This window comes from Paenarthrobacter sp. R1 (assembly GCF_030264015.1).
GTDB lineage: Bacteria > Actinomycetota > Actinomycetes > Actinomycetales > Micrococcaceae > Arthrobacter > Arthrobacter ureafaciens.
The window spans coordinates 3,059,798-3,081,650 of record NZ_CP127115.1; the positions used below are offsets into that span (position 1 = coordinate 3,059,798).

The window sequence follows — 21,853 nt, forward strand, 5'->3', positions numbered from 1 at the left end:
TTCCGCACGAGCGAGCAGGGCTCCGGCGAACTCGCGAACCGGAGAAGTCGCAGCCAGCTAGGAGTAGTACCGCCCCAACGTCTCGGCCTTGAACTCGAAGAAGTCCCCGGATTCGATGGCCAAGCGCGCGTCGTCCACCATCTTCACCACGAAGCGCTCGTTGTGGATGGAGATCAGCGTGGCCGACACCATTTCCTTGGCCTTGAACAGGTGGTGGATGTACGCGCGGGAGTAGTTGGTGCAGGTGTAGCAGTCGCAGCCGTCCTGCAATGGACCGAAGTCCTTCTTGTACTTGGCTCCGGAGAGGTTGAAGCGGCCGAACGGCGTGTAGAACGCGGAGTTCCGGGCAACGCGCGTGGGGGAGACGCAGTCGAAGGTGTCGGCACCGTTCTCGATGGCGGTGAAGATGTCATCGGGTTCGGAGATGCCTAGGAGATGCCGGGGCTTGTCCTCCGGAAGCTCCTCGTTGCACCAGCGGACGATCGTCCCGAGGTTTTCCTTCTCCAGCGCTCCGCCGATTCCGTATCCATCGAAGGGCATGGCGCCAAGGTCGCGGCAGGCTTTGCGCCGCAGGTCCTCGTACTGCGCGCCCTGGATCACGCCGAACAGCGCCTGGTACGGCTTGCCCACCCGCGAGGCCGTCAAGGCAAAGTGCTCCTCCAGGCACCGCAGCGCCCACAACCGGGTGCGTTCCAAGGATTCTTCCTGGTAGCCGCGGGAGTTCTGCAGGGTGGTGAGCTCGTCGAAGGCGAACATGATGTCCGCGCCGATCTGGTGCTGGACCTGCATGGAGATCTCGGGGGAGAACCGGTGTTTGTCCCCGTTGAGGTGCGACTTGAACCAGACGCCGTCGTCATCGATGTGCGCCAGGCGCTCCTTCCCGGGAGCAACAGCGTCGTCAGGGCCTGAGGTGTCAACATTCTTCATGTCGATCACCTTCTTGAACCCGGAGCCCAGGCTCATCACTTGGAAACCGCCGGAGTCGGTGAACGTGGGGCCTTGCCAGTTCATGAACGCACCCAGACCACCCGCGGCATCGAGGATTTCAGGCCCGGGTTGCAGGTAAAGGTGGTAAGCGTTGGCCAGCACGGCTTGCGCGCCAAGTTCGGCGATTGACTCGGGCAGGACGGCCTTGACGGTCGCTTTGGTCCCGACGGCGATGAATGCGGGCGTCTGGATGGTCCCGTGCGGCGTGGTGATGGTGCCGGTCCGGCCCAGGAATTCGCCTCCGTTTGCTTCTACAAGGGAGGACGACGGCGACGACGTTTCCGTCAGGCGGCGGCCCACCGTGAAGCCGAATTCGGTTTGCTCCGCCGGAAGCGCCCCGTTGGAACGAGGCGCGGCGGTAGGAAGCGGGGAGGACTGGGAAACAGAAGCTGGCACGCTACCAAGTGTGCCAGCTTTACCGAAGGTAACTTGACGTGGCGGCCGTCAGGAACCGTAGTTCGACTCTTTCCACTTGTCCCACGAGGACCGGATGTCCGCCAAGGTGTGGGCCCCCAGATCGTACGTTGAGGCAATGACGATCGCTCCGCCGTCGGGCCTCTTCTCCGGTATGGGCAGTTGCTCGGCAACGATCAGCAGCCCGTCCCCGTGTTCAGCGTAGCTGCGGACCGTGACGCCTACTTGGTGGCGGCTCTTGAACCAGACCTTCCCGGAAATAGCCTCACCGGTGCCCAGCGTCAGCGAGTACTCGTCGCCCACGGGTGGCAGGTCGCCCAGCCCCAGCTTTTCTATGGCCGATCCACTCCCGGAGACCGACAGGAAGTGGGTTCGCCGCTTGCCATGCGGGTGGCGCTCCAAGGCGAAACGCAGCTGGTTGATGAACGTGAGCCAGCCTTGGGTGATGTCCTCGTCCCATTCCGCCCACTCGGAGTTATGGTCCAGGGCCGCCCGGGTGACCTTGAGCTCGGTGCCCCCGGACACGGGATGCAGTTCGAAGACATCGCCGCCGTTGACGGTCAGGCTGGTGTGGTCCGGACCCTCCACGACGTCGGTGTTGAAGTAGATCTGTTTGATTTCGTCATTCAGGTCATCGGCTTCCCAGCCGTGCCATTGGGCCACCAGCGACGGTTCGCGCAGCATATTCCAAACCTGCGGCGCATCAGCATTAATCACAACGCTCAGATTGTTCGTCATGGCCCCGAATTTACCGCCGTTTAGGCGCCCGCAACAGACCTTGACGCCATGGTGCGGAGCCCGGCCGGGGATCAGGCCCGGACTGCCTCGAGTTCATTGCCGATCCGGCGTCCCAGTTCGTCCTCGTCGATGGTCTCGGAGCCGCCGTGGGCGCGCAGGAACAGCAACGCTTCGAGCCGCAGGAACCGCCATTCACGTTCGGCTTCCTGGTTTCCATTGTCGATCGCGCGGAAGATTTCTTTGTCGTAGAGGTTGGGTTCGTTGAGGGCGCGCTGCCGCACACGGGCGTTGATCCGGGCCCTGAACGGGTCTTCTTCCTGCGATTCCGGCGCGCGGAGGAGTTTCTCGTACACCGCGGCCCGTTCAGTCTGGCCCGACTCGCGGCAGATGAAGCTGGAAAGCGCGAGCGCACGTTCAATTGACGCCCAGCGGTCCAGGTTGCCGTCGAACGGCAGGACATTCAGGAGGTCGGCGACGGCAAGCGAACCGTCCGGATCCTTGAGCACCACGCAAAGGTTGAAGGCCAGGTCGCTCAGGTCCCGCAGGCAACTGCCGGACTTGGTGTTGATGCCCTTGGCGAGGCGATCGGCCAGCACCTGCACGCCGTTCTTGCCCTTGTGGTTGGACGCAGCAGCCAGCACCACGGACTCGGGCGTGCCCGCCGGCTCGGGAATCAACGCCATCTCTTCGGCGCTGGGCCCGATGTACGCCGGCGGCGCTTCCGGGCGGGGAGGTACGACGACGGCGGGTTCAGCAGGGGCCGGAGCGTCGGGAGCCGCCGGGCTGCTGGAGTCCGGGGCGCTGGAGTCTTGGACACCGGAGTCGGAAGTGCCCGCATCGGCGGCGCCGGCATCGGCGGCGCCCGCATCCGGAAGGCTGGAGCCGGCACCGGCTGGAACTCCGTCACCGACAGGAACACTGGACCTGGCAGCGATGCGTACGCTGCCGCCGTCGTGCGTTGTCACCAGCACCAACGCCGGGACGCCGTAATCGTCATTCTGGACGTCGACGGAAGTGATTTCCTCGGCCGGCCCGTCTCCGGGCAGGTACACAAAGTCTCCGGGCTGCAGGTCCCCAGCCTGCTTTTCGCGGTATTGCTGAGTAGCTGGGCTGTGAGTCATCGGAAGTCCTTTGGTTCTCTTGCGGTCCGCCGTCCAGTCTACAAAAGGGGACCGCTCCAAGCCGGGGGACCCGCTAGACGACGATGCCCGAGTATGCCAGTGCCTGCCGCACGAGGTTCCCGCGGCCACCTTCGAACTCCTGCTGGACACCGTCGCTGAGGACGTCCTGCGGGGTCATCCACGTGAGTTCGAGGGCATCCTGGCGCGGTTCGCATTCGCCCGTGACGGGAATGACGAAGACCAGCGAGACGGCGTGTTGGCGTTCGTCCGTGAAGCCGGTCTGCGAGGGAGCCGGGAAGTATTCGGCCACCGTGAAAGGAACCGGGCTGATGGGAAGCTGCGGGAAAGCCAGGGGACCGAGGTCCTTTTCCATGTGCCGCAGGAGGGCTGCCCGGATGGTTTCTCGGTACAGGACGCGACCGGAGACGAGGTAGCGCACCATGTTGCCGTCGGCGTCGCCCTGCAGGAGTGAGCCGACCTCATTGACGTACCCGAGCGGATCCAGCCGGACGGGAACAGCTTCCACGTAAACCATGGGCAGCCGCCCGCGGGCCTCGAAGAGGTCTTCGTCGGAAAGCCAGCCGGGATACGGATCAGGTGTACGTACGCTCATAGTTAAGTTCTACCCCATCCCCGGACCAAGTTCGCTTGTGGCGCAGCAGGTGGCCTGCCGCGTCCGCGGATGCTACAGGGCAAGGATCGATTCGAGCGGTTCCCCGGCCGCGATGCGTGCCAGGATGGCGGGCTCGGCCTCGTCGGAGGCCAGCGCCCGGGGGAGGACTTCCTGAGCAGCTTCGGGTGCGAGCACTATCAGGCCATTGTCATCACCCAGGACGATGTTGCCCGGATTCACCTGCACGCCTCCACAGTGGACGGGAACGTTGACCGCCGACCCCGCTCCGCGCAGCCTTTTGGTGGTGAGGCACGACGTCCCGCGGGCAAACACCGGCAGCCCGGCCTCGCGGAGTTCCCGGACGTCGGTCGCCACGCCATCAACAACGACGGCGGCAGCACCTTGGGCGATCGCCGCCGCCGCGGTCACGGCTCCTACAGGCGCGTGACGGTTGTCGCCGAGCATGTCCACCACCAGTACGTCACCGGGCCGGAGTGCCAGGAGCGCCCGATTCATCGCGATTGCGTCTCGGTCTGCGATGCGCACGGTAACGGCCGGCCCTGCGATTTTGACGCCGCCCGGGACGTGCCCCATGAGCGAGCCGATGCCGGGATCAACGAACCCCTCCTCGAGGAAATGGCCGATCGTGGGGTAGCTGGTCCTGGCGAGGTCCTCAAGCAAAGTGGTGATCACAGGGAACCCTCCTTGGCGGGTATTTCAGGGCCGGTCTTGGGCGCGAGCACTGCCACGCATTCAATCTCCAGTGACACGCCCCAAAGACTGACGCACACCGTGGTCCGGGCGGGCTTGGCCGTGCCGAAGTACTCGACGTAAACGCGGTTGTACTCTTCCAGTTGCTCAGGGCTGGTGAGGTAGGTGTTGACCTTGACCACGTGCTCCAAGCCGGATCCGGCTGCCTCCAGCACCCCGGCGAGGTTTTTGATGGTCTGCCGGACCTGGCCCTCGAAGGTGTCCGGTTGGTGGTTGAGGCCGGTAATCGCGGGGATCTGGCCGGAGGTGAAGATGAAACCGTTGGCAATGACCGCCGGGGAGAAGGGCCCGACGGCGGGCGCCTGGCCGGGGATACCGGCCAGGCGCTCGATGTGGGTTGCGGTCACTTCGCTGCCGTGGCTTCCGTGGAACCTGCAGTTGCGGCACCGGCCGCGGCGGGTGCCTCGTCCACGGCATCGATGTTGCCGTGGCGGGTTTCCGTCAGGACGAACAGTGCTGCCAGGGAGGCGAGGGCTGCTGCGAGGATGTACCAGGCGATTGAGGAACTTTCACCGGTCAGGCCCAGGAGCCACGTGGTGATGAACGGGGTTGCCGCGCTGCCCAGGAGACCGGAGAGCATGTAGGCCACCGAGAGGCCGGAGTACCGGACCTTGGATCCGAACAGTTCGGCAAGGAAGGTCGCGATGGGGCCGTAGTTGGCCGCGAAGGCAGTCATCATGGCCAGGTAGGCGACAAAGAGCAGGGCCACGGACTTGGTGTCCATGAGCCAGAACATCGGGAACGCGAGCGTTGCCTCGGCAATGACGCCGGCGTAGATGATGGGCTTGCGGCCGTGCTTGTCGGAGAGCTTGCCGAAGAACGGGATCAGCACGAAGCAGAGGGCGCACGCAGACAGGACCACCCACAGCATGAGGCTTTCCGAATGGCCCAGTTCCTTCTTGCCGTAGGCCACGCCGGAGGCTACCAGGAGGGTGAAGGTGCTGCCGGTGGACAGGGTAGCGACGCCGCCCAGGACAACCTGCTTCCAGTACTTGGCCATGAGGGCGGCGAAGGGCATCTTGGCCTTTGCCCCGGCGGTCTTGACGGCCTGGAAGGAGGGCGTTTCCTCGATGTTGAGGCGGATGTAGATGCCGACGGCCACCAGGAGGCAGGAGGCCAGGAACGGTATCCGCCAGCCCCAGGCGAGGAGGTCCTCGCTGCTCATGGAGGAGGCCACGATGAGGAACGCGACGTTGGCGATCAGGGTTCCGGCGGGCACGCCTACCTGGACCAGGGAACCGTAGAAGCCCCGGCGGGTGGACGGTGCATGTTCCACGGTCATGAGCACGGCTCCACCCCACTCGCCGCCCAAGGCAAGGCCTTGGATCACGCGGAGCAGGAGCAGCAATAGCGGTGCCATGATGCCGATCGCTGCGTAGTCAGGAAGCAGACCGATGGCGAAGGTTGCGGCGCCCATGGTGAGCAGCGACACGAGGAGCATGGACTTGCGGCCGAGGCGGTCACCGAAGTGGCCGAAGACTATGGCTCCGACCATGCGGGCAATGTATGCGGAGGCGAAGGTTCCGAAGGCCAGCATGGTGCCGACGATCGGATCGAAGCTGGGGAAGAAGATCTTGTTGAAAACGAGTGCCGAGGCGGTTCCAAAAACAAAGAGGTCGTACCATTCGACGGTGGTGCCAATAACGCTGGCGAGGGCAATCTTGCGCATTTTGGCGAGGTCTAGCCTGGCTGTGGATGCGGCGGCGGTATCTACCGTGTGGGCCATCAGAATCTCCGGATGGGGTGCGGGGACGAGTGTCCGGTGCAAGGTAGCTACAACTATTCTGTGTTGCCGATCACACGTTCAATGGCAAAAATCCCAGCAAAAATCCGGCGAAAATGTGTGAACACACATCGGGCGTCATGCCCACGCAACTATCAGGCGGGCCGACTTGGCCGGTACGGCAAGGTCTATGCCCGTCAGTTCCTCGAACCGGTTGAGACGGTTAAGGATGGTGTTCCGGTGACAGAACAACTGCTCCGACGTGACGGTGATGTTGCCGGTGCTCAAATAATGGCGGACGGTTTCGAGCAGGCGTTCCCGCTCGCCGCCCCTGCATTCAGCCAGGGCTTCTTCGATCTCGGCGGCGAGGTCCATGCCGGAATCCTGGAGGGCCTGGCGGGCGAGGCGGGGCCATGCCGAGTCGGCGGAAAGCGGCCGCGTATCTCGGGGCCTTAGCAGTGCGGCCAGGCTTTCGGCAGTGCGGGCCGCTGCCGGAAGGGCCCGAAGCCCGAGGACCTCAGGGACGTAGCCGCAGGGGAGGTCTGCCAGCGGTGGGGGCAGTTGGTCCTCGCTGTCAGCGCTGCGGGTGCGGGTAGCCGGCAGCGCCCAGAACGCATAGGTGTTTCCGCCTGATTCGTGGAGGAAGAGCTTCTGCCTGGCGGTGGTGTTCGACGTGAATCGGGATATGGCGGTCCGCAGCCGTGCGCCAGGCTCTCCGCTGGCAGCCACCAGTGCAAAGCGTGAGTCGGCGTTGATGCCCAGAGCTGAAGCGACCTGGGCGGAGGTTTCCACGGACGGCGTGCTTTGGTTGAAGAGCCGGGCAACGAACTCGCGCTGGATACTCGATTCCTCCTGGGCCATGCGGACCCGTTCGGTGAGGTAACTGGTGTGCGTGCGGGTGGCGAATTCGTCCACGACACCCCACACCTTGTCTACACGGGATGCTAGCAATATGGCGTCCTCCGGTGTTGCGATTTCCAGCAGTTCGGCCCAGAGGATGCTGAAGTCCAAGCGCACGGCCGTGGTCAGGGATTCCGGGGGAATACCTGCCTGGGCGCGCTTGGCACCCAAGTCCGAGGCGAATTCGAGGAGGCCGTCCCGGCTGTCCGGATGTGTTCCTTTCAAGCCCCGGATCAGGCGCCGGAAGGTTTCCCTGGCCGTGTCCCGGATCTCCTGGACAGTGACCTGGCTTTCGCCGTACTCCGGGATGTCCCGGACCTTGGTGGTGAAAGCCTGCGCCAGTTCATCAAGCCGTTCTTCGAGCTGATCAACCAGCCGGGACCAGCGTGCCTGTTGGGCCGGCGATTCAACATTGTGCATTCACACATTCTAGGGGCATCAATGCGTGGTGTATCGCTAGTTATTTTGGGAAAAGCTACTGGCAGTATGGAGTGAGTCACAAAATGTTCGGGCTGTCCAGATGCCCGGCCCTCGTTCTCGCACCTTGGAGCACTTATGGCAAGCACGGTCAGCCCAGACACTGACACCAATCCCGCGGCAGGACACGTCGTTGACGAACGCGTCACCAAGAAGGTGGCCCTGGCTGCCCTTGTGGGCACGGCGCTGGAATGGTACGACTTCTTCCTTTTCACCACGGCAGCGGCTCTGGTGTTCAACGCGCAGTTCTTCGTCTCGCAGGACCCGTTCGTTGCGGCCATGGGCTCCTTCGCAACCCTCGCAGTAGGGTTCGTGGCCCGCCCGGTCGGTGGCTTCATCTTCGGCGCCCTCGGCGACAAAGTGGGGCGGAAGAAGATCCTCATGGTCACGATCGTCGGGATCGGCATCGTCACCGGACTCATTGGCTTGCTTCCCAATTACATGAGCATCGGCATCGCGGCTCCCATCCTTCTGGTAGCCCTCCGCATCGTCCAGGGCCTCGCAGTCGGCGGCGAGTGGAGCGGCGCGGTGATCATCGCCGTCGAGAACGCACCCGTGGAAAAGCGCGCCCGCTACGCAGCGCTGCCGCAGATCGGTTCGCCGATCGGCACTATCCTGTCCTCCGGCGGCTTCTTCGGCATGCTGTTCCTGGTAGGCCAGACGAACTTTGATTCCTGGGGTTGGCGCATCCCGTTCGTCGCCGCCATCCCGCTGCTCGCCATCTCGCTGTGGATCCGCAGCCGCCTCAGCGAATCGCCCGAATTTGAAGCACTCATGGAATCCGGCGAGACGGAGCACGCTCCCATCCGCGGTGTCCTGAAGAACAGCTGGCGCCAGATCCTGGTCGGCATGTGCTCGGCCCTGCTGGGCATCGGCGGCTTCTACCTCATCACCAGCTTCGTGGTCTTCTACGGCACCAAGGTCCTCAAGATGCCGTCCGAACTCCTGCTCCTGGGCACGCTCCTGGCAGCCGCCCTGGAGATCGGTGCCCTGGTCTGGGCAGGCCGGCTGGGTGAAAAGTTCGGCGCCAGCAAGGTCATCCTGTGGGGCGGCGTCGCTTCTGCCCTGATCGCAGTACCAGTCTTCCTGGCCATCGACAGCCGCGTGCCAGTCCTGGTGGTACTCGCAATGATGATCGGCGTCGCCGTCCTGTCCATTCCCTACGCTGTCTCCGGCACCGCACTGACTGCGCTCTTCGCTACCAAGGTCCGCTACACCGGCGTCGCCATCACCTCCAACACCGCCGGCGTGATCTCGGGCTTCGTGCCGCTGATCGCCACCGCCCTTGTTGCGGCCAACAGTTCCTTCTGGCCCGGTGCCATCATCCTCCTGGTGATCTCCGCACTGACAGCGCTGTCCGGGCTGTTCCTCCCCAAGCTCTCCATCGCAGAAAAGGGTATGAAGCATTGAGCACCACTACCGCCGGACACCTGATCGTCCGCCAGCTTGAGCGCACCGGAATCCAGCGGGTCTACACCGTCCCCGGTGAGAGCTTCCTGGATGTCCTCGACGGACTCCACAGCTCACCCATCACCAACGTGGTTGCCCGCCAGGAGGGCGGCGCCGGATTCATGGCGCTCGCCGAAGGACGGCTCACCGAGCTTCCCGGCGTCGCGATGGTTACCCGGGGCCCGGGCGCGGCCAATGCCTTCATCGCCGTGCATACTGCTTATCAGGACGCCACCCCGCTCATCCTGTTCGTGGGGCTGATCCCGGTAGCTGACCGCGGCCGCGAGTCCTTTCAGGAGTTCGACATCAACGCCTGGTTCGGCAGCACAGCCAAGAAGGTTCTCACCCTGGATGACGCGGCCTCGGCCGCCCGGGTGGTGGATGACGCCGTCTTCACCGCCCGCAGCGGCCGTCCCGGGCCAGTCGTCATTGGCCTACCCGAGGATGTGCTGGTCCACGTTGTCGAGGAAACCACGGTGGAACCGCGAGCGGTGGCCCGTCCGGAACCCGCCGCAGCGGATCTTGAAGGCTTGAAGCGGAAGCTGGGCAACGCACGCAAGCCGTTGATCGTCGTCGGCGGCGAGGGCTGGACGGAAGAGTCCGGTGGTCAGCTTGCCGCCTGGGCCAGCCGCCACAACGTCCCCGTCGTGGCTGACTTCCGTGCCTACGACGCCGTCCCCCACAGGAGCGAGGCCTACGCCGGCTACTTGGGATACGGGCGAAGCGATGCCAACGCCCAGCGCCTGGACGACGCCGACCTTCTGGTCTTCGTCGGATGCGTCCGCAGCGATGTCCTTTCCGACGGTTACAAGCGGGGACTCGAGGCCCACACCGTGGTGGTCAACGCCGATGCCAACCTCCTGGGCCACTTTGGACGTTTGGACCAGCACATCATTGCCGACGTCACGTCGTTCGCGGGCGCCCTTGCCGCCGTCGAGGTGACCACGGAGCGCGAAGAGGGTTGGTTCGCCAGCGCCCGCGCCGACCACCTCGCGTTCTCGACGCCAATGCCCGACGGCGGAATCGGCGTGGACCTCGGCGTCGCCATGGAAGTGCTCAAGAAAGAGCTCGACGACGACGCCGTCATCACCTTCGGCGCCGGCAACCACGCCATCTGGCCAGCCCGCTACTTGGAGCACAACTCCGCAAACTCCCTGGCAGCACCGCGAAACGGTGCCATGGGCATGGGGATCCCGGCAGCCGTGGCTGCTTCGCTCGCCTACCCGGGCCGGCAGGTCATCTCCGTGGCCGGCGACGGTTGCTTCATGATGAACGGCCAGGAACTCGCCACCGCCATGGGCTACGGCGCAACGCCCATAGTGCTGGTGGTGGACAACGGCATCTTCGCCACCATCCGTGAACACCAGGAAAATCACTACCCGGACAGGCCCTCCGGAACACATATGACCAACCCGGACTTCGCAGCCCTGGCCCGTTCCTACGGTGCCTACGGGGAGCGGGTGGACCGTACGGAGGACTTCGCAGCCGCGTTCCGCCGCGCCGTTGACTCCGGCCTGCCAGCCTTGCTGCACCTGCCGCAGGACCCCGCGACCCGTTCGCCCAAGACTTCCATCAACTGACCGGAGCCCCACCGTGATCCAGCTTCAGAACATCATCAACGGAGAATCCGTACGCGCCGGGCAGACGCTGCCGTTCTTCGATCCCACCACCGGTGAGCAGATCGGCACGGCCCCGGACAGCGACGCCGCAGTGGTCGACTCCGCTTTCCAGGCTGCTGCCGCCGCCTTCAAGAACTACAAGCGCACGACGCCGGGAACCCGCCAGTCGCTGCTGTTGCAGCTTGCCGACCTCATCGAGGCCAACGTCGACCGGCTGCTCGAAGCTGAGGTCGCCTGCACCGGCAAGCCGGCCGCGCTGACCAAGGAGCTCGAAATCCTGCGCGGCGCAGACCAGCTGCGCTTTTTCGCCGGTGCTTGCCGCGTGGTTTCAGGAACTGCGCAGACCGAGTACGTGGAAGGGTCCTCCTCAACCATCCGCAGGGAACCGCTGGGTGTCGTCGCCCAGATCACTCCGTGGAACTACCCGTTCATGATGGCCATCTGGAAGATCGGCCCGGCGCTCGCAGCGGGCAACACACTGGTCCTCAAGCCAGCCGACACCACCCCGTGGTCCACCGTGATTCTCGCTGAACTGGCCCAACAGGTGTACCCCGCCGGTGTAGTGAACGTGGTCTGCGGCGGACGCGAAGCCGGGGCAGCGATGGTGGACCACGAAATCCCGGAAATGGTCTCGATCACCGGTTCCACCCGGGCCGGCGCCCAGGTTATGTCGGCGGCGTCGAAAACCCTCAAGGACGTTCACCTGGAGCTCGGCGGCAAGGCCCCTGCAGTGGTGTTTGCCGACGTCGACATCCAGCGGACCGCCCGCGAAATCGCCCTTGGTGCCTTCTTCAACGCAGGCCAGGACTGCACTGCCGTTACCCGTGTGCTGGTCCACCGGGACATCCACCCGGAGTTCGCAACGGCACTTGCCGATGCTGCCTCCGCCCTGCGTGTGGGGGAGGACCTGGGGCCGCTCAACAGCGCCGCGCAGCTGGAGCGCGTGGAGGGTTTCATGACCCGCCTCCCGGCCAACGCCACCGTGCTGACCGGCGGCAAGCGCACCGGCACCGGGTACTACTTTGAACCGACGGTCATTGACGGTGTTTTCCAAAGCGATGAAGTGGTCTGCGACGAGATCTTCGGACCCGTGCTCACAGTCCAGCCCTTCGGAACCGAAGAGGAGGCCTTGGAGCTCGCCAACGGCACCAAATATGCCTTGGCCTCCAGCGTATGGTCCGAGAATCACGGCGTGGTGACGCGGGTTTCCAACGAACTCGACTTCGGAGCGGTGTGGATCAACTGCCATCAGGTGATCCCGGCAGAGACGCCCCACGGGGGGTTCAAGCATTCCGGCACGGGCAAGGACCTCTCCGTCTTCGGGCTTGAGGATTACACCCGCATCAAGTCCGTCACTACGTCCCACCGCTAGGGACGCGTCATGAAACTCGATCTCCTGCTGCAGAACGCAGACATCGTCACCATGGACCCGGACCGTCCCACGGCGGAATCCATGGGAATCTGGCAGGGCCGGATCGTGGGCTTCGACGGAGACCTGGCAGGTCTCGAAGCAACCCAGGTCTTGGACCTGGGTGGCACCACGATCACGCCCGGCTTCATTGATGCGCATTGCCACACCACGTGGTTCGGCCTTGGTTTGGCGGAGCTCGACGTCTCCGGCGCCCGGGCACTGGCGGAGCTTTATGATCTCCTCCGGGGTGCCGTCTCAGGTGGCGTTGAAGCCGGTCGCGAACAGTGGCTCTTCGCCACCGGCTTCAATCAGGCCCACCTGGACGGCGCCTTCCCGGACATCGACGAACTCGACCGCATCACCGGCAATCGCCCTTTCTTCATGCGCCACACGTCAGGCCACATGGCGGTGGTCAACACAGCCGCGCTGCGGCTGGCAGGTGCCGAGTCGCCGTCGTTCCCCGATCCCGACGGCGGAGAAATAGTCCGTGACGCAGCGGGACGTCCCACGGGAGTCGTCCAGGAGACGGCGCAGGAACTCATCCAACAGCTGATCCTGCCGTATTCGCTGGAGGACATCGAAGCTGCACTGGAGCGGGCCACCAAGTACTACGCGTCCGAGGGAATCACGAGCTTCACCGAAGCCGGCGTGGGAGGCGGCTGGATCGGCCACAGCCCTGCCGAGCTGGCTGCCTACCAACGCGCCGCGTCCAACGGACGTTTGCATGCCCGTGCGCAGGTGATGCCGGTCCTGGATATCCTGCACGGCTTGAACGGCCACGCTGCCGACAGCCCTGCCGCGGCCCCCATCGGCCTGGACCTGGGGATAGCCACAGGATTCGGGGGTGATTTCTTGTCCCTGGGGCCCGCCAAGGTATTCATGGACGGCTCGCTCCTGGGCGAAACCGCAGCGGTCAGCCACGAGTTCTGCAGCCACGGACACAAGGACAACACCGGCAACAAAGGCTACTTCCAAGCCGACCCCGACCAGCTGCGCGAACGCATCGAGGCTGCCTACGCGGCGGGGTGGTCCATTGCTGCCCATGCAATCGGCGACCGCGCCATTGACCTGGCCCTGGACATCATCACCGACTGCCAAGCAACGTACGGCCCGAGGCGTATTCCCAACAGGATTGAGCACGCGTCCATGACACGGCCCGGGCAACTGCCCCGATTGGCCGGGGCGGGCATCGCGGTGACTCCGCAATCGAGTTTCTTCCGCGACCTCGGAGACGCGATGACCGAATCCCTTGGCCCGGAGCGGCTGGACTGGGCCTACCGGGCGTCAAGCTTCCTCGAGGCCGGAGTGGCACTTGCAGGAAGTTCGGACCGGCCCGTCGCCGACGGCAACGTCCTGCGCGGCATGCAGGCATTCGTCGACCGCATGACCGAATCCGGTGTCGTCTTCGGTAATCCGGCCGAACGGCTCACGCCCCGCCAGGCCGTGGCCGCGTACACCTCCGGGGCCGCGGCAGCCACCGGTGCCCTGGCTGACAAAGGAACGTTGACACCCGGCAAGCTCGCCGACTTCACCGTCCTCTCCGGATCACCATTGCAGGCACCTGACATCAGTGAACTCCGTGTCCTGGCCACCGCCGTCGGCGGCCGGTTCACGTACCAATCAACCGACTTCCAGACGGGACCTTCCACGGAAAGCCTGGTCGCGGCCCGCATCTCTGCAAGCCACAGCTCATAGGGGAAACATGACCACCACAACCAGCTTTACTGCCCGGGACACCGCCTTCGTGCAGGATTTCCACACCATGAGCGCATTCGGTGCCACCGAAAACGGCGGTGTGGACCGCCAGGCAGCCACCATCCCGGACGGCGAGCAGCGGCGTTGGCTCACCGGGCTCCTTGAGGAGCACGGCTTCACCGTGAAGTTCGACCGCGCGGGCAACCAGTGGGGCCTCTACGAGGCAGTACCGGGTGCTCCGTTCGTGGTGGTCGGCTCGCACATGGATTCACAGCCGACGGCGGGACGTTACGACGGCGCCTACGGTGTCCTCGCTGCGGCCCACGCCGCGTTCCGTCTGGTGGAGCGCTGGAAGGCAGGCGCACCGGCACCCAGGTTCAACCTCGCCGTCGTGAACTGGTTCAACGAGGAAGGCAGCCGCTTTAAGCCGTCCATGATGGGTTCCTCCGTCTACACGGGCAAGCTCGATCTTGAGGAGGCGCTCAACACCCGGGACGCCGCCGGGGTCACGGTACGTGATGCCCTGGACGCGATTGGCTGCCGCGGTTCGTTCGAGGGGCCGCAGGCCGCCTACTGCGCCGAGATCCACATCGAACAGGGCCGAAGCATGGAACGCGAAGGGATCACCATCGGCTTGGTGAGCTCCAACTGGGCCGCCAACAAGTACGAATTCGTGGTCCACGGTGAACAGGCGCACACCGGTTCCACCGTGATCGCGGACCGCAAGGATGCCCTGTTGGGAGCCTCCATGCTGGTGGTGGCGGCCCGCGAACTGGCCGACCGTTTCCCCGGAGTCCTGCACACCTCCGTCGGTCAGCTCAACGTCTACCCGAATTCGCCGGTGGTGGTGCCTTCCCGCGTGAACCTGCTCCTTGACCTGCGCAGTGCCGATGAAAGCGTCCTGGCCGAGGCTGACGCCCTGCTGCACGCACGTATTGCGGACATCGAACGGGCAGCCAACGTCACAGTGGAGCAGCACCATTCGCACTCCTGGGCCGTCACGCCATACCAGCCCGAAGGCGTGGAGCTGGCAGCAAAGGTCGCGGCCGAACTGGGGCTCTCCAACAAGGAAGTCATGACGTTGGCCGGGCACGATTCCACCAACATGAAAGATCTTGTTCCCACGGTGATGCTTTTTGTGCCCAGCGTGGACGGCATCTCCCATAACGAACACGAGTACACCAAGGACGAGGACATCGTGGCCGGGCTGGCCATGCTCACCGAGGTGGTCGGCAGGCTCTGCGACGGGGCGCTGGAGGAGTAGCTTTATTTACCCGGTGCCGGTTTCCGAATCACCATGGACGCCGGCGCGGAGCCGCCCACGGCATCCGGGTTGGCGACGTACAGGACATCGTCGTCGATCCTCGCGTCAATGCCCCCTTCGTGCAGCCGCTCCAGCAAAGGTTCCAAGCCGCCGTCGTACTCGAAGGCCAGGTCTCCGGACTCCGGGGCGGTTCCGTGAATCACCTGCAGGATCCCGCCGTTCTTGGTGGTGAAGGTCGCGGATTCGTCGTCGGCTGTCCGGGGACGGGCGCCGATGTTGGCGAGCTCCCGGGCGGAACCGTCGACGTCGGGACTCACCCACGTGGCCACCACGGCAAGTGCCGGGTCGGCTTTGTCCGAGGTAGCCCAACTGCCGTCAGGTGCCCGTTGGGCCTGGCCGGCGAAGAAGCTGAAACCATCCCGGCCGATGACGTGGACGGTCTCGCCCTGTGCGGATTCCGTGACCGTGGCCCGGGTGCCGTCGTCACGGGTGCGTCGGGCGAATTCTTCCAGCACGCCGACCTCTACACCGAAAGCGGTGCTGCCGTCCCGGGGTTCGGATTGCTGGTGACTGACCCTTAGCAGCGCAAGGCGACCGGATCCGGCGTCGAACTCCACCCGGTCCCGGGCCTCGGACGTGGCTACCAGCCCCAAAGCTTCCAGCAGCTCAACCCATGGTTCAAGCCGGGACGTGAAATGGATCGGGCGGGCACGCAGCATGGCTCCTCCTTGGGCGCGGCAGGGTCTCTGCGGTTCAGCCTATGCCGTGAAAGGTGTTTTGACTCCGCTTCCGCATGTGGGGCAGTTGCCAGCAGAATGGGGCCATGGCCGTTGAGCTCGAAGAACTGATGGTTGCCGATGCTTCCGAATGGCGTGACTGGTTGTCCAAGCACGCCGCTGACAGCCCGGGTGTGTGGCTGATCCTGCACAAGAAGGGCGGGAACGTCACGGAGCTTAATTACGACGCCGCGCTGGACGAGGCCCTCTGCTTCGGCTGGATCGATGGACAATCCAAGAGCCGCGACGCCGAAAGCTACTTTCAACGGATGACACCCCGGGGGCGCCGAAGCATCTGGTCGGCGCGCAACGTGGGGCACATTGCCCGGCTCGAATCCGAAGGCAGGATGACAGACGCCGGGCGTGCCGCCGTCGACGCCGCCAAGGCCGATGGACGCTGGGAGGCCGCCTATGCCGGCCCCGCCGATTCGGTGGTTCCGGACGATCTTGCCGCGGCCATCGCCGCCGTGCCCGAGGCGCAGGCGATGTTCGAGGTACTGACCTCCCAGAACCGCTTCGCCCTCATTCACAGGACCAACCACGTCAAGGGTGCCGACACCCGGGCGCGGAAAATCGCAGGTTTCGTGCAGATGCTGGCCCGCCACGAAACCCCGTACCCGCAGCGCAAAAAACCCAATACCCCACCGAAGCCCCAAACCCCACCCAAGTAGGTCGCATTTGTGCGCGTTTACAGGGCTCAAAACGCGCACAAATGCGACCCAGTTGGGCTACTCGATGGGGAACGCCACGCCTTCGCCTATGACACGGAGGCTTAGCTCGGTCCCGGGCTTGGTGATGGACGCGTTCCAGTGGCGGATGGTGATGATCTCTCCACCGCCGGGGTACCGGTGGCTGTTGCCCGAAGCGCTGCCGTCCGGTGCCCGGTAGTCTCCGAGCTTGATGCGAACGGTGGTTTCAGGCCCGAAGTAGTCAGTGTCCACCACTACGCCGCGGATAGGACCCTCCGGGGCGATCCGGATCTGTTCCGGCCGGAGCATGAGCTGGACCTTGCCCTGGGCCGGTGGCCGGCGTACCGGAATTCCGCCCAGGGAACAGGTGGCCAAGGAGCCTTCCATCCACGCATCGAGGAAGACTGCGTCTCCAAGGAACTCCGCTGTGGCCCGGTCCGCGGGGCGGGTATAGACGACGAAAGGGTTGCCGATCTGAGCCAGCTTGCCGCCGCGCATGATGGCCACCTGGTCGGCGAAGGAGAGGGCTTCGGCTTGGTCGTGGGTGACCAGGATAGTGGTTACGCCGGCTTCGTTGAGTACCTTGGCGACGGCCCGGCGGGTAGCAACGCGCAGGCCGGCATCCAAAGCAGAGAAGGGCTCGTCCAGCAGCATCAATTCAGGCTCGCGGGCCAGGGCGCGGGCCAGGGCCACCCGTTGCTGCTGGCCGCCGGAAAGCTGGTGCGGCCGGCGCTTTGCCATGGCCGGGTCAAGGGAGACCATGTCGAGCAACCCGGCGACCCGTTCCTTGACCGCACGGCGACCGCCGTCGAGCTTTCCGGCATCCAGGCCAAAAGCGATGTTCTGCCCCACGGAAAGGTGCGGGAACAGGGCACCGTCCTGGGCCACGTAACCAACTTGGCGCTTGTGGGCGGGAACCCAGACGTTGCCGTCCGCCACCGGGGTGCCATCAAGTTTGATGGACCCGGTGTCCGGATGCTCGAACCCGGCAATCAAACGCAGCAGTGTGGTCTTCCCGGAACCGGAGGGCCCCACGATCGCCGTGGTCCCGCCCTTGGCGACCGAAAGGTTGACCCCTTTCAGCACTGACTGCGAACCGAAGTTCTTGGTGACCTCCGCAATGTCCAAGTGTGGGTTGGTGGAGGAGGCCACCGAGGGTGCCACACGCGGCGCGGGGAGTCGGGAAGGGGATTGTTCGGTCACTGTCCGGCAACTTTCTTGGACTGTTGGAAAAGCAGGTAGGTCATGGGTGCCGAGAGCAGGATCATCAGCAGTGCATAGGGGGCTGCGCCGGTGTAGTCGATCTCGCTGCTCTTGCTCCAGAACTCCGTGGCGAGGGTCCTGGTGCCGTTCGGCGACAACAGCAGGGTGGCCGTCAGTTCGTTCACGATGGCCAGGAACACCAAGGCCGCACCGCCGGCAGCTGCCGGTGCCGAAAGCCGGAGGGTGACCCGGAAGAAGGAGACCAGCGGCGCCTTGCCCAGGGACTGCGCGGCTTCGTCGAGCTCCTTGGGCGCCTGGGCGAGCCCGGCCCGCAGGTTCACAAGGGCCCGGGGAAGGAACAGCAGCACGTAGGCGGCGATCAGCACCCCGGCGGTCTGGTACACGCCCGGCAGCACACGGATGCTCACCGTGACGAAGGCCAGGCCCACCACGATTCCCGGAAGGGAGCTGGTGATGTAGTTGGAAAGTTCCAGCATCTTGCTGAACCAGCTGGGGCGCCGCACCGCCAGGTAGGCCATGGGGAACGCCACGATGGTGGTGACCAGGGCCCCGACCGCACCGTACATGAGCGTTTGCAGCAGCGCCGGAATGAACTCATCCGCGGCCCAGACGTCCAGGCCGCCGGCCACAATCCAGCGCAGCACGAACCACACCGGAACTCCGAACGCCAGAACGGTAAGCGCCAGGAGAGCCAGCTGTGCAGGAACCTGGTAGAGGCCCAGGGGCATGCGGGTTGCCTTGGCCTGCGCCCCGGAACCGATGCGGGCGTAGCGTGCTGTTCCGCGGCTCCGGACCTCCACGACCAGCAGGATCAGGCACAGGAAGACCAGGACGCTGGCCAGCATGTTTCCCGCGGTGCCATTGAACGTCGACTGGAACTGAACCATGATCGCCGTCGTAAAAGTATCGAAGCGGATCATCGCAAAGGCGCCGTATTCGGCCAACAGGTGGAGTGCCACCAGGAGCGCCCCGCCGGACATGGCAATCCGGAGCTGCGGCAGGACAACCCGGAAGAAAACAGCCCACGGGCCCAAACCCAGCGATGCAGCGGACTGTTCGATCGCCGGATCCAGGCGGCCGAGCGTCGCCGCGGCGGGAATGTAGACCAGCGGGAAGTAGGAAAGCGTGGCGATCAGGACGCCGGACCAAATCCCCGCCAGGGACGGCACGGCGGACACCCACGAGTAGCTGTTCACGAAGGCCGGAATGGCCAGCGGGGCAGCCAGTGCCACCGCCCACAAGCGGTGGCCGCGCAGTTTGGTGCGCTCCACGAGCCATGCTCCACCCACGCCAAGAACCAGGCAGGCGGGGACCGTAATCACCATCAGCAGGATGGTGTTGAGCAGCAGTTCCGCGACGCGGGGCCGGAAGATGAGTTCGACGGCGGTGTCCCAGCCCGTCGCGGCGGTCATGTAGACCACGTAGCCCAGCGGCAGAAGTGAAAAGAGCGCCGTCAGGATGGCCAGGACGGACACCGTTGAGACGCCGAAAGGCGGGCGAGGGCGCTTGCCCTTGCCCGCCGTCGTCGTGCTTCCCGCTTGGGTGCCGGAAGCCGAAAGGTCGGTACTCACGTAGTTACAGCAGTCCTGCCTTGGTCATCATGTCGGTGACCTTTGTGGAGTTGAGCTTTGCGGGATCAACGGTGGGAGCCTGGAGTTCCTTGATGGGAACCAGCTTCTCGTTGGCATCAACCCCGGAGGCGATGGCGTACTCGAAGGAGGTGCCGTTCTTCAGGATTTCCTGGCCCTTCTTGCCGGTGATGAACTTCAGGAATGCCTGCGCGTCCTCAGCGTGCTTGGAGGACTTCAGGACACCACCGCCGGAAACGGACAGGAAGGCGCCCGGATCCTGGTTCTTGAAGTAGTACGGGGTGACGTTCTTGGAGTTCTCGCCCGTCTTGGCCTGATCGCCGTAGTAGTAATAGTGGTAGATCAGCGCGCCATCCACTTCACCGGCGTTCACGGCCTTCATGGCGGTGCTGTTGCCCTTGTAGGCCTTGAAGTTTTCCTTCATGCCCTTGAGCCACTCTTCGGTAGCGGCCTCGCCCTTCAGTTCAAGGAGGGCCGACACGATTGCCTGGAAGTCGGCGCCGGTGGGGGACGCAGCCCACTTGCCCTTCCACTCAGGGTTGGCCAGGTCCAGCATGGACTTGGGCAGCTTGTCTTCGCTGATCTTGTTCTTGTCGTACACGAAGACGGTGGAGCGGGCAGCGATGCCGGTCCACTTGTTGGTGGAGGGGCGGAACTCGGCGGGAACCTGGTCGACGGTTGCCTTGTCGACGTCGGCAAAGAGACCGGCGTTCTCAACCTGCGCCATTGCGGGTGAGTTCTCGGTCAGGAACACATCGGCCGGGGAAGCTGCGCCTTCCTGGATGATCTGGTTGGACATTTCGGTGTCCGAGCCCTGGCGGAGGGTGACCTTGATGCCGGTCTCCTTGGTGAAAGCGTCGATCCATTCCTTGGTGAGGCTTTCGTGCTGGGCGTTGTAGACCGTGATGCCTTCGCCGGAAGCGGATTCGGAGGCGGCCGGGGTGCCGGAGTTGGAGCCACAGGCGGCGAGGCCGAGTGCGGCAGTGGCGGCGAGAGCGATTCCTGCCAGCGCGTTCTTGCGGAGCTTCATGCGGACTTCTTTCTGCGAACAGATGTGGGTGCCCGGAAGTCGGTCCGGGCCTCTGCGGGCGGCGGGGATTTGGGGGTGCCCGCTGTGAAAAGCGTAGGTTAGGCAACCCTTCTTTACGAAGCCCTGAAGGCCTTATGTGACAAGGATCACGTCAATTACACAAGTATTGCGTGACGTAATTCCCCTAGCCCAGCGTTGCGGCCGCTTCCAATGCCATCCAGGCCTGAAGTTGGGTGGAAAGTTCGACGGCGGACCCCTCTGGATATGTTTCGCCGGCCGGACGCTGTGGATCGGAAGAGAAGATGAGGCGGGGCCTGGAGGCTTCCCGGCCGCCGGGGGTCCGTTCCGAACGACCCGTCCACATGGCCTCGGCGGTAGCCAGGACAAGGTCCCTTGCCGCCGAGCGGGTCGACTCCGGGAGCCTGGCGTCCCGGGCGGCCAAGGCCAGGTAGCGCAAGAGTATTCCGGTGAAGAGGCCGCCATCGCCGGTGCCCTCGCAGCGGACGACGCCGGTACCCGGAAGGGTCAGGCCGCGGCCGATTGCCTCGATCAGCCTCGACGCCTGTTCCAGTTCGACTGCTCCGCCCAGTTCCAGAAGCGCGCCGAGTACGGGACCTTGGTTATAGGTGTAGACGGCGCTCTCAAGAACAGGCTCGCCGTTCCTGATCCGCAGGCCGTCCATATACAGGCCCGTGTCCTGGTTCAGAAGCCTGGTGTTGAGCCACGCCACCAAGGCTTTCGCCTTGTCCCTCTGCCCTGTCCTGGCAAAATACAGTGCGATCGGAGCCGTGGCGGGCGTGTTCTTGAAATCCCTCGCGGTACTCCAGTAAGTTCCGCCGCCCAGGTCTTCCGTAGCCGCAGAATCGAACTGCAACGTGAGGCACCTGCGAACGTAGGCGTTGCGGCGCCGTCCGGGCTTGCGGGTCTCCCGGGCCAGTTCCTCCAGCCTGAACGTCGACAGCGCGAGCCAAGCCATGTCGTCATAGAAATGGTTGACGAAGCGGAAACGGTTCCGGAGCCGGATGGTGGTCACCAGCCGGGAAGCGAGCCTGCCCGCGCTGGGGCGGGAGGCGCCGTCGAACCTTGCTCCCGAGGCGAGTTCCCTGCGGCCCGCGTCCACCAGGCAATCCACATAATGGGCCTGCCACCAGTAGTGCCATGGGCCGAAGAGGCTGAACCTGCCCGGAAAGCTGACGGCGCCGATGTGGGTGCCGGGCAGGAAGAAGAGCCGCTTTCCGAAAGTTCGCGTCACGGAACGCGCTGCAGCGTCGGCCCGTTCTCCCCATACTGCTGCCGGTACTGCGGACAGGGGTGGTTCTGCGCTCGTGCTGGGCATGGATCAAGCCTAGCCGGGAGGAAGTGA

Annotated in this window: 19 protein-coding genes; 6 read left to right on the forward strand and 13 right to left on the reverse strand. The window is 64.6% G+C overall.

Annotated features, from left to right (window positions below):
- Positions 1-57: 57 nt before the first annotated feature.
- The 8 genes from tgt to QN084_RS14900 all read right to left on the reverse strand — a co-directional run bounded on the left by tgt (position 58) and on the right by QN084_RS14900 (position 7,687).
- Positions 58-1,287, reverse strand: coding sequence for a tRNA guanosine(34) transglycosylase Tgt (tgt, locus tag QN084_RS14865; RefSeq protein ID WP_031216264.1), 1,230 nt, complete (start codon positions 1,285-1,287; stop codon positions 58-60).
- A 144-nt stretch (positions 1,288-1,431) separates the two neighbouring features.
- Positions 1,432-2,139, reverse strand: coding sequence for an SRPBCC family protein (locus QN084_RS14870; RefSeq protein ID WP_031216263.1), 708 nt, complete (start codon positions 2,137-2,139; stop codon positions 1,432-1,434).
- A gap of 71 nt (positions 2,140-2,210) precedes the next feature.
- Complete coding sequence (locus tag QN084_RS14875; protein ID WP_031216262.1) at positions 2,211-3,260, reverse strand: DUF6707 family protein; 1,050 nt, start codon at positions 3,258-3,260, stop codon at positions 2,211-2,213.
- A 73-nt stretch (positions 3,261-3,333) separates the two neighbouring features.
- A complete protein-coding gene (locus QN084_RS14880; protein ID WP_021471597.1) occupies positions 3,334-3,873 on the reverse strand; it encodes an NUDIX hydrolase family protein in 540 nt (179 codons plus the stop codon).
- A gap of 72 nt (positions 3,874-3,945) precedes the next feature.
- Complete coding sequence (locus tag QN084_RS14885) at positions 3,946-4,566, reverse strand: RraA family protein (protein ID WP_021471596.1); 621 nt, start codon at positions 4,564-4,566, stop codon at positions 3,946-3,948.
- On the reverse strand, positions 4,563-4,991 hold the full coding sequence (locus QN084_RS14890) for a RidA family protein (protein WP_082694480.1): 429 nt from the start codon (positions 4,989-4,991) through the stop codon (positions 4,563-4,565). The genes QN084_RS14885 and QN084_RS14890 overlap by 4 nt, the downstream gene beginning before the upstream one ends.
- The gene (locus QN084_RS14895; protein WP_021471594.1) at positions 4,988-6,370 is read right to left on the reverse strand and encodes an MFS transporter; all 1,383 of its coding nucleotides are present in this window, start codon (positions 6,368-6,370) and stop codon (positions 4,988-4,990) included. The genes QN084_RS14890 and QN084_RS14895 overlap by 4 nt, the downstream gene beginning before the upstream one ends.
- 135 nt (positions 6,371-6,505) lie before the next feature.
- Complete coding sequence (locus tag QN084_RS14900) at positions 6,506-7,687, reverse strand: PucR family transcriptional regulator (RefSeq protein ID WP_021471593.1); 1,182 nt, start codon at positions 7,685-7,687, stop codon at positions 6,506-6,508.
- Positions 7,688-7,822: 135 nt separating this feature from the next.
- On the opposite strand from QN084_RS14900, the gene QN084_RS14905 reads away from it, so the two are divergent.
- The 5 genes from QN084_RS14905 to QN084_RS14925 are packed head-to-tail and all read left to right on the forward strand — an operon-like array spanning position 7,823 to position 15,182.
- Positions 7,823-9,154, forward strand: coding sequence for an MFS transporter (locus QN084_RS14905; protein ID WP_069694644.1), 1,332 nt, complete (start codon positions 7,823-7,825; stop codon positions 9,152-9,154).
- Complete coding sequence (locus tag QN084_RS14910; protein WP_021471591.1) at positions 9,151-10,773, forward strand: thiamine pyrophosphate-dependent enzyme; 1,623 nt, start codon at positions 9,151-9,153, stop codon at positions 10,771-10,773. Before QN084_RS14905 ends, QN084_RS14910 begins: the two co-directional genes overlap by 4 nt.
- 13 nt (positions 10,774-10,786) lie before the next feature.
- Entirely contained in the window at positions 10,787-12,184 is a 1,398-nt protein-coding gene (locus QN084_RS14915) for a gamma-aminobutyraldehyde dehydrogenase (RefSeq protein ID WP_069694645.1), read from the forward strand.
- Positions 12,185-12,193: 9 nt separating this feature from the next.
- The gene (locus QN084_RS14920; protein WP_069694646.1) at positions 12,194-13,918 is read left to right on the forward strand and encodes an amidohydrolase; all 1,725 of its coding nucleotides are present in this window, start codon (positions 12,194-12,196) and stop codon (positions 13,916-13,918) included.
- A 7-nt stretch (positions 13,919-13,925) separates the two neighbouring features.
- Positions 13,926-15,182 carry a M20 family metallo-hydrolase gene (locus QN084_RS14925; RefSeq protein WP_069694647.1) on the forward strand — a complete coding sequence of 419 codons (1,257 nt, stop codon included), beginning with the start codon at positions 13,926-13,928 and terminating at the stop codon, positions 15,180-15,182.
- Between the two features lie 2 nt (positions 15,183-15,184).
- On the opposite strand, the gene QN084_RS14930 is transcribed toward QN084_RS14925, so the two are convergent.
- Complete coding sequence (locus QN084_RS14930) at positions 15,185-15,901, reverse strand: hypothetical protein (protein WP_069694648.1); 717 nt, start codon at positions 15,899-15,901, stop codon at positions 15,185-15,187.
- A gap of 104 nt (positions 15,902-16,005) precedes the next feature.
- Between QN084_RS14930 and QN084_RS14935 the strand changes: the two genes are divergently transcribed.
- On the forward strand, positions 16,006-16,629 hold the full coding sequence (locus QN084_RS14935) for a YdeI/OmpD-associated family protein (RefSeq protein WP_069694649.1): 624 nt from the start codon (positions 16,006-16,008) through the stop codon (positions 16,627-16,629).
- A 57-nt stretch (positions 16,630-16,686) separates the two neighbouring features.
- On the opposite strand, the gene QN084_RS14940 is transcribed toward QN084_RS14935, so the two are convergent.
- The 4 genes from QN084_RS14940 to QN084_RS14955 form a co-directional block, all read right to left on the reverse strand.
- On the reverse strand, positions 16,687-17,850 hold the full coding sequence (locus tag QN084_RS14940; protein WP_021471585.1) for an ABC transporter ATP-binding protein: 1,164 nt from the start codon (positions 17,848-17,850) through the stop codon (positions 16,687-16,689).
- Positions 17,847-19,442, reverse strand: coding sequence for an ABC transporter permease (locus QN084_RS14945; protein ID WP_170828561.1), 1,596 nt, complete (start codon positions 19,440-19,442; stop codon positions 17,847-17,849). The genes QN084_RS14940 and QN084_RS14945 overlap by 4 nt, the downstream gene beginning before the upstream one ends.
- A gap of 4 nt (positions 19,443-19,446) precedes the next feature.
- Positions 19,447-20,490 (reverse strand): iron ABC transporter substrate-binding protein, encoded by a 1,044-nt coding sequence (locus tag QN084_RS14950; protein ID WP_062095148.1) that lies wholly within the window; start codon positions 20,488-20,490, stop codon positions 19,447-19,449.
- Positions 20,491-20,674: 184 nt separating this feature from the next.
- Positions 20,675-21,826: a glycoside hydrolase family 76 protein gene (locus QN084_RS14955; RefSeq protein WP_062095150.1), complete on the reverse strand. Its 1,152-nt coding sequence runs from the start codon at positions 21,824-21,826 to the stop codon at positions 20,675-20,677.
- Between the last annotated feature and the right edge of the window lie 27 nt (positions 21,827-21,853).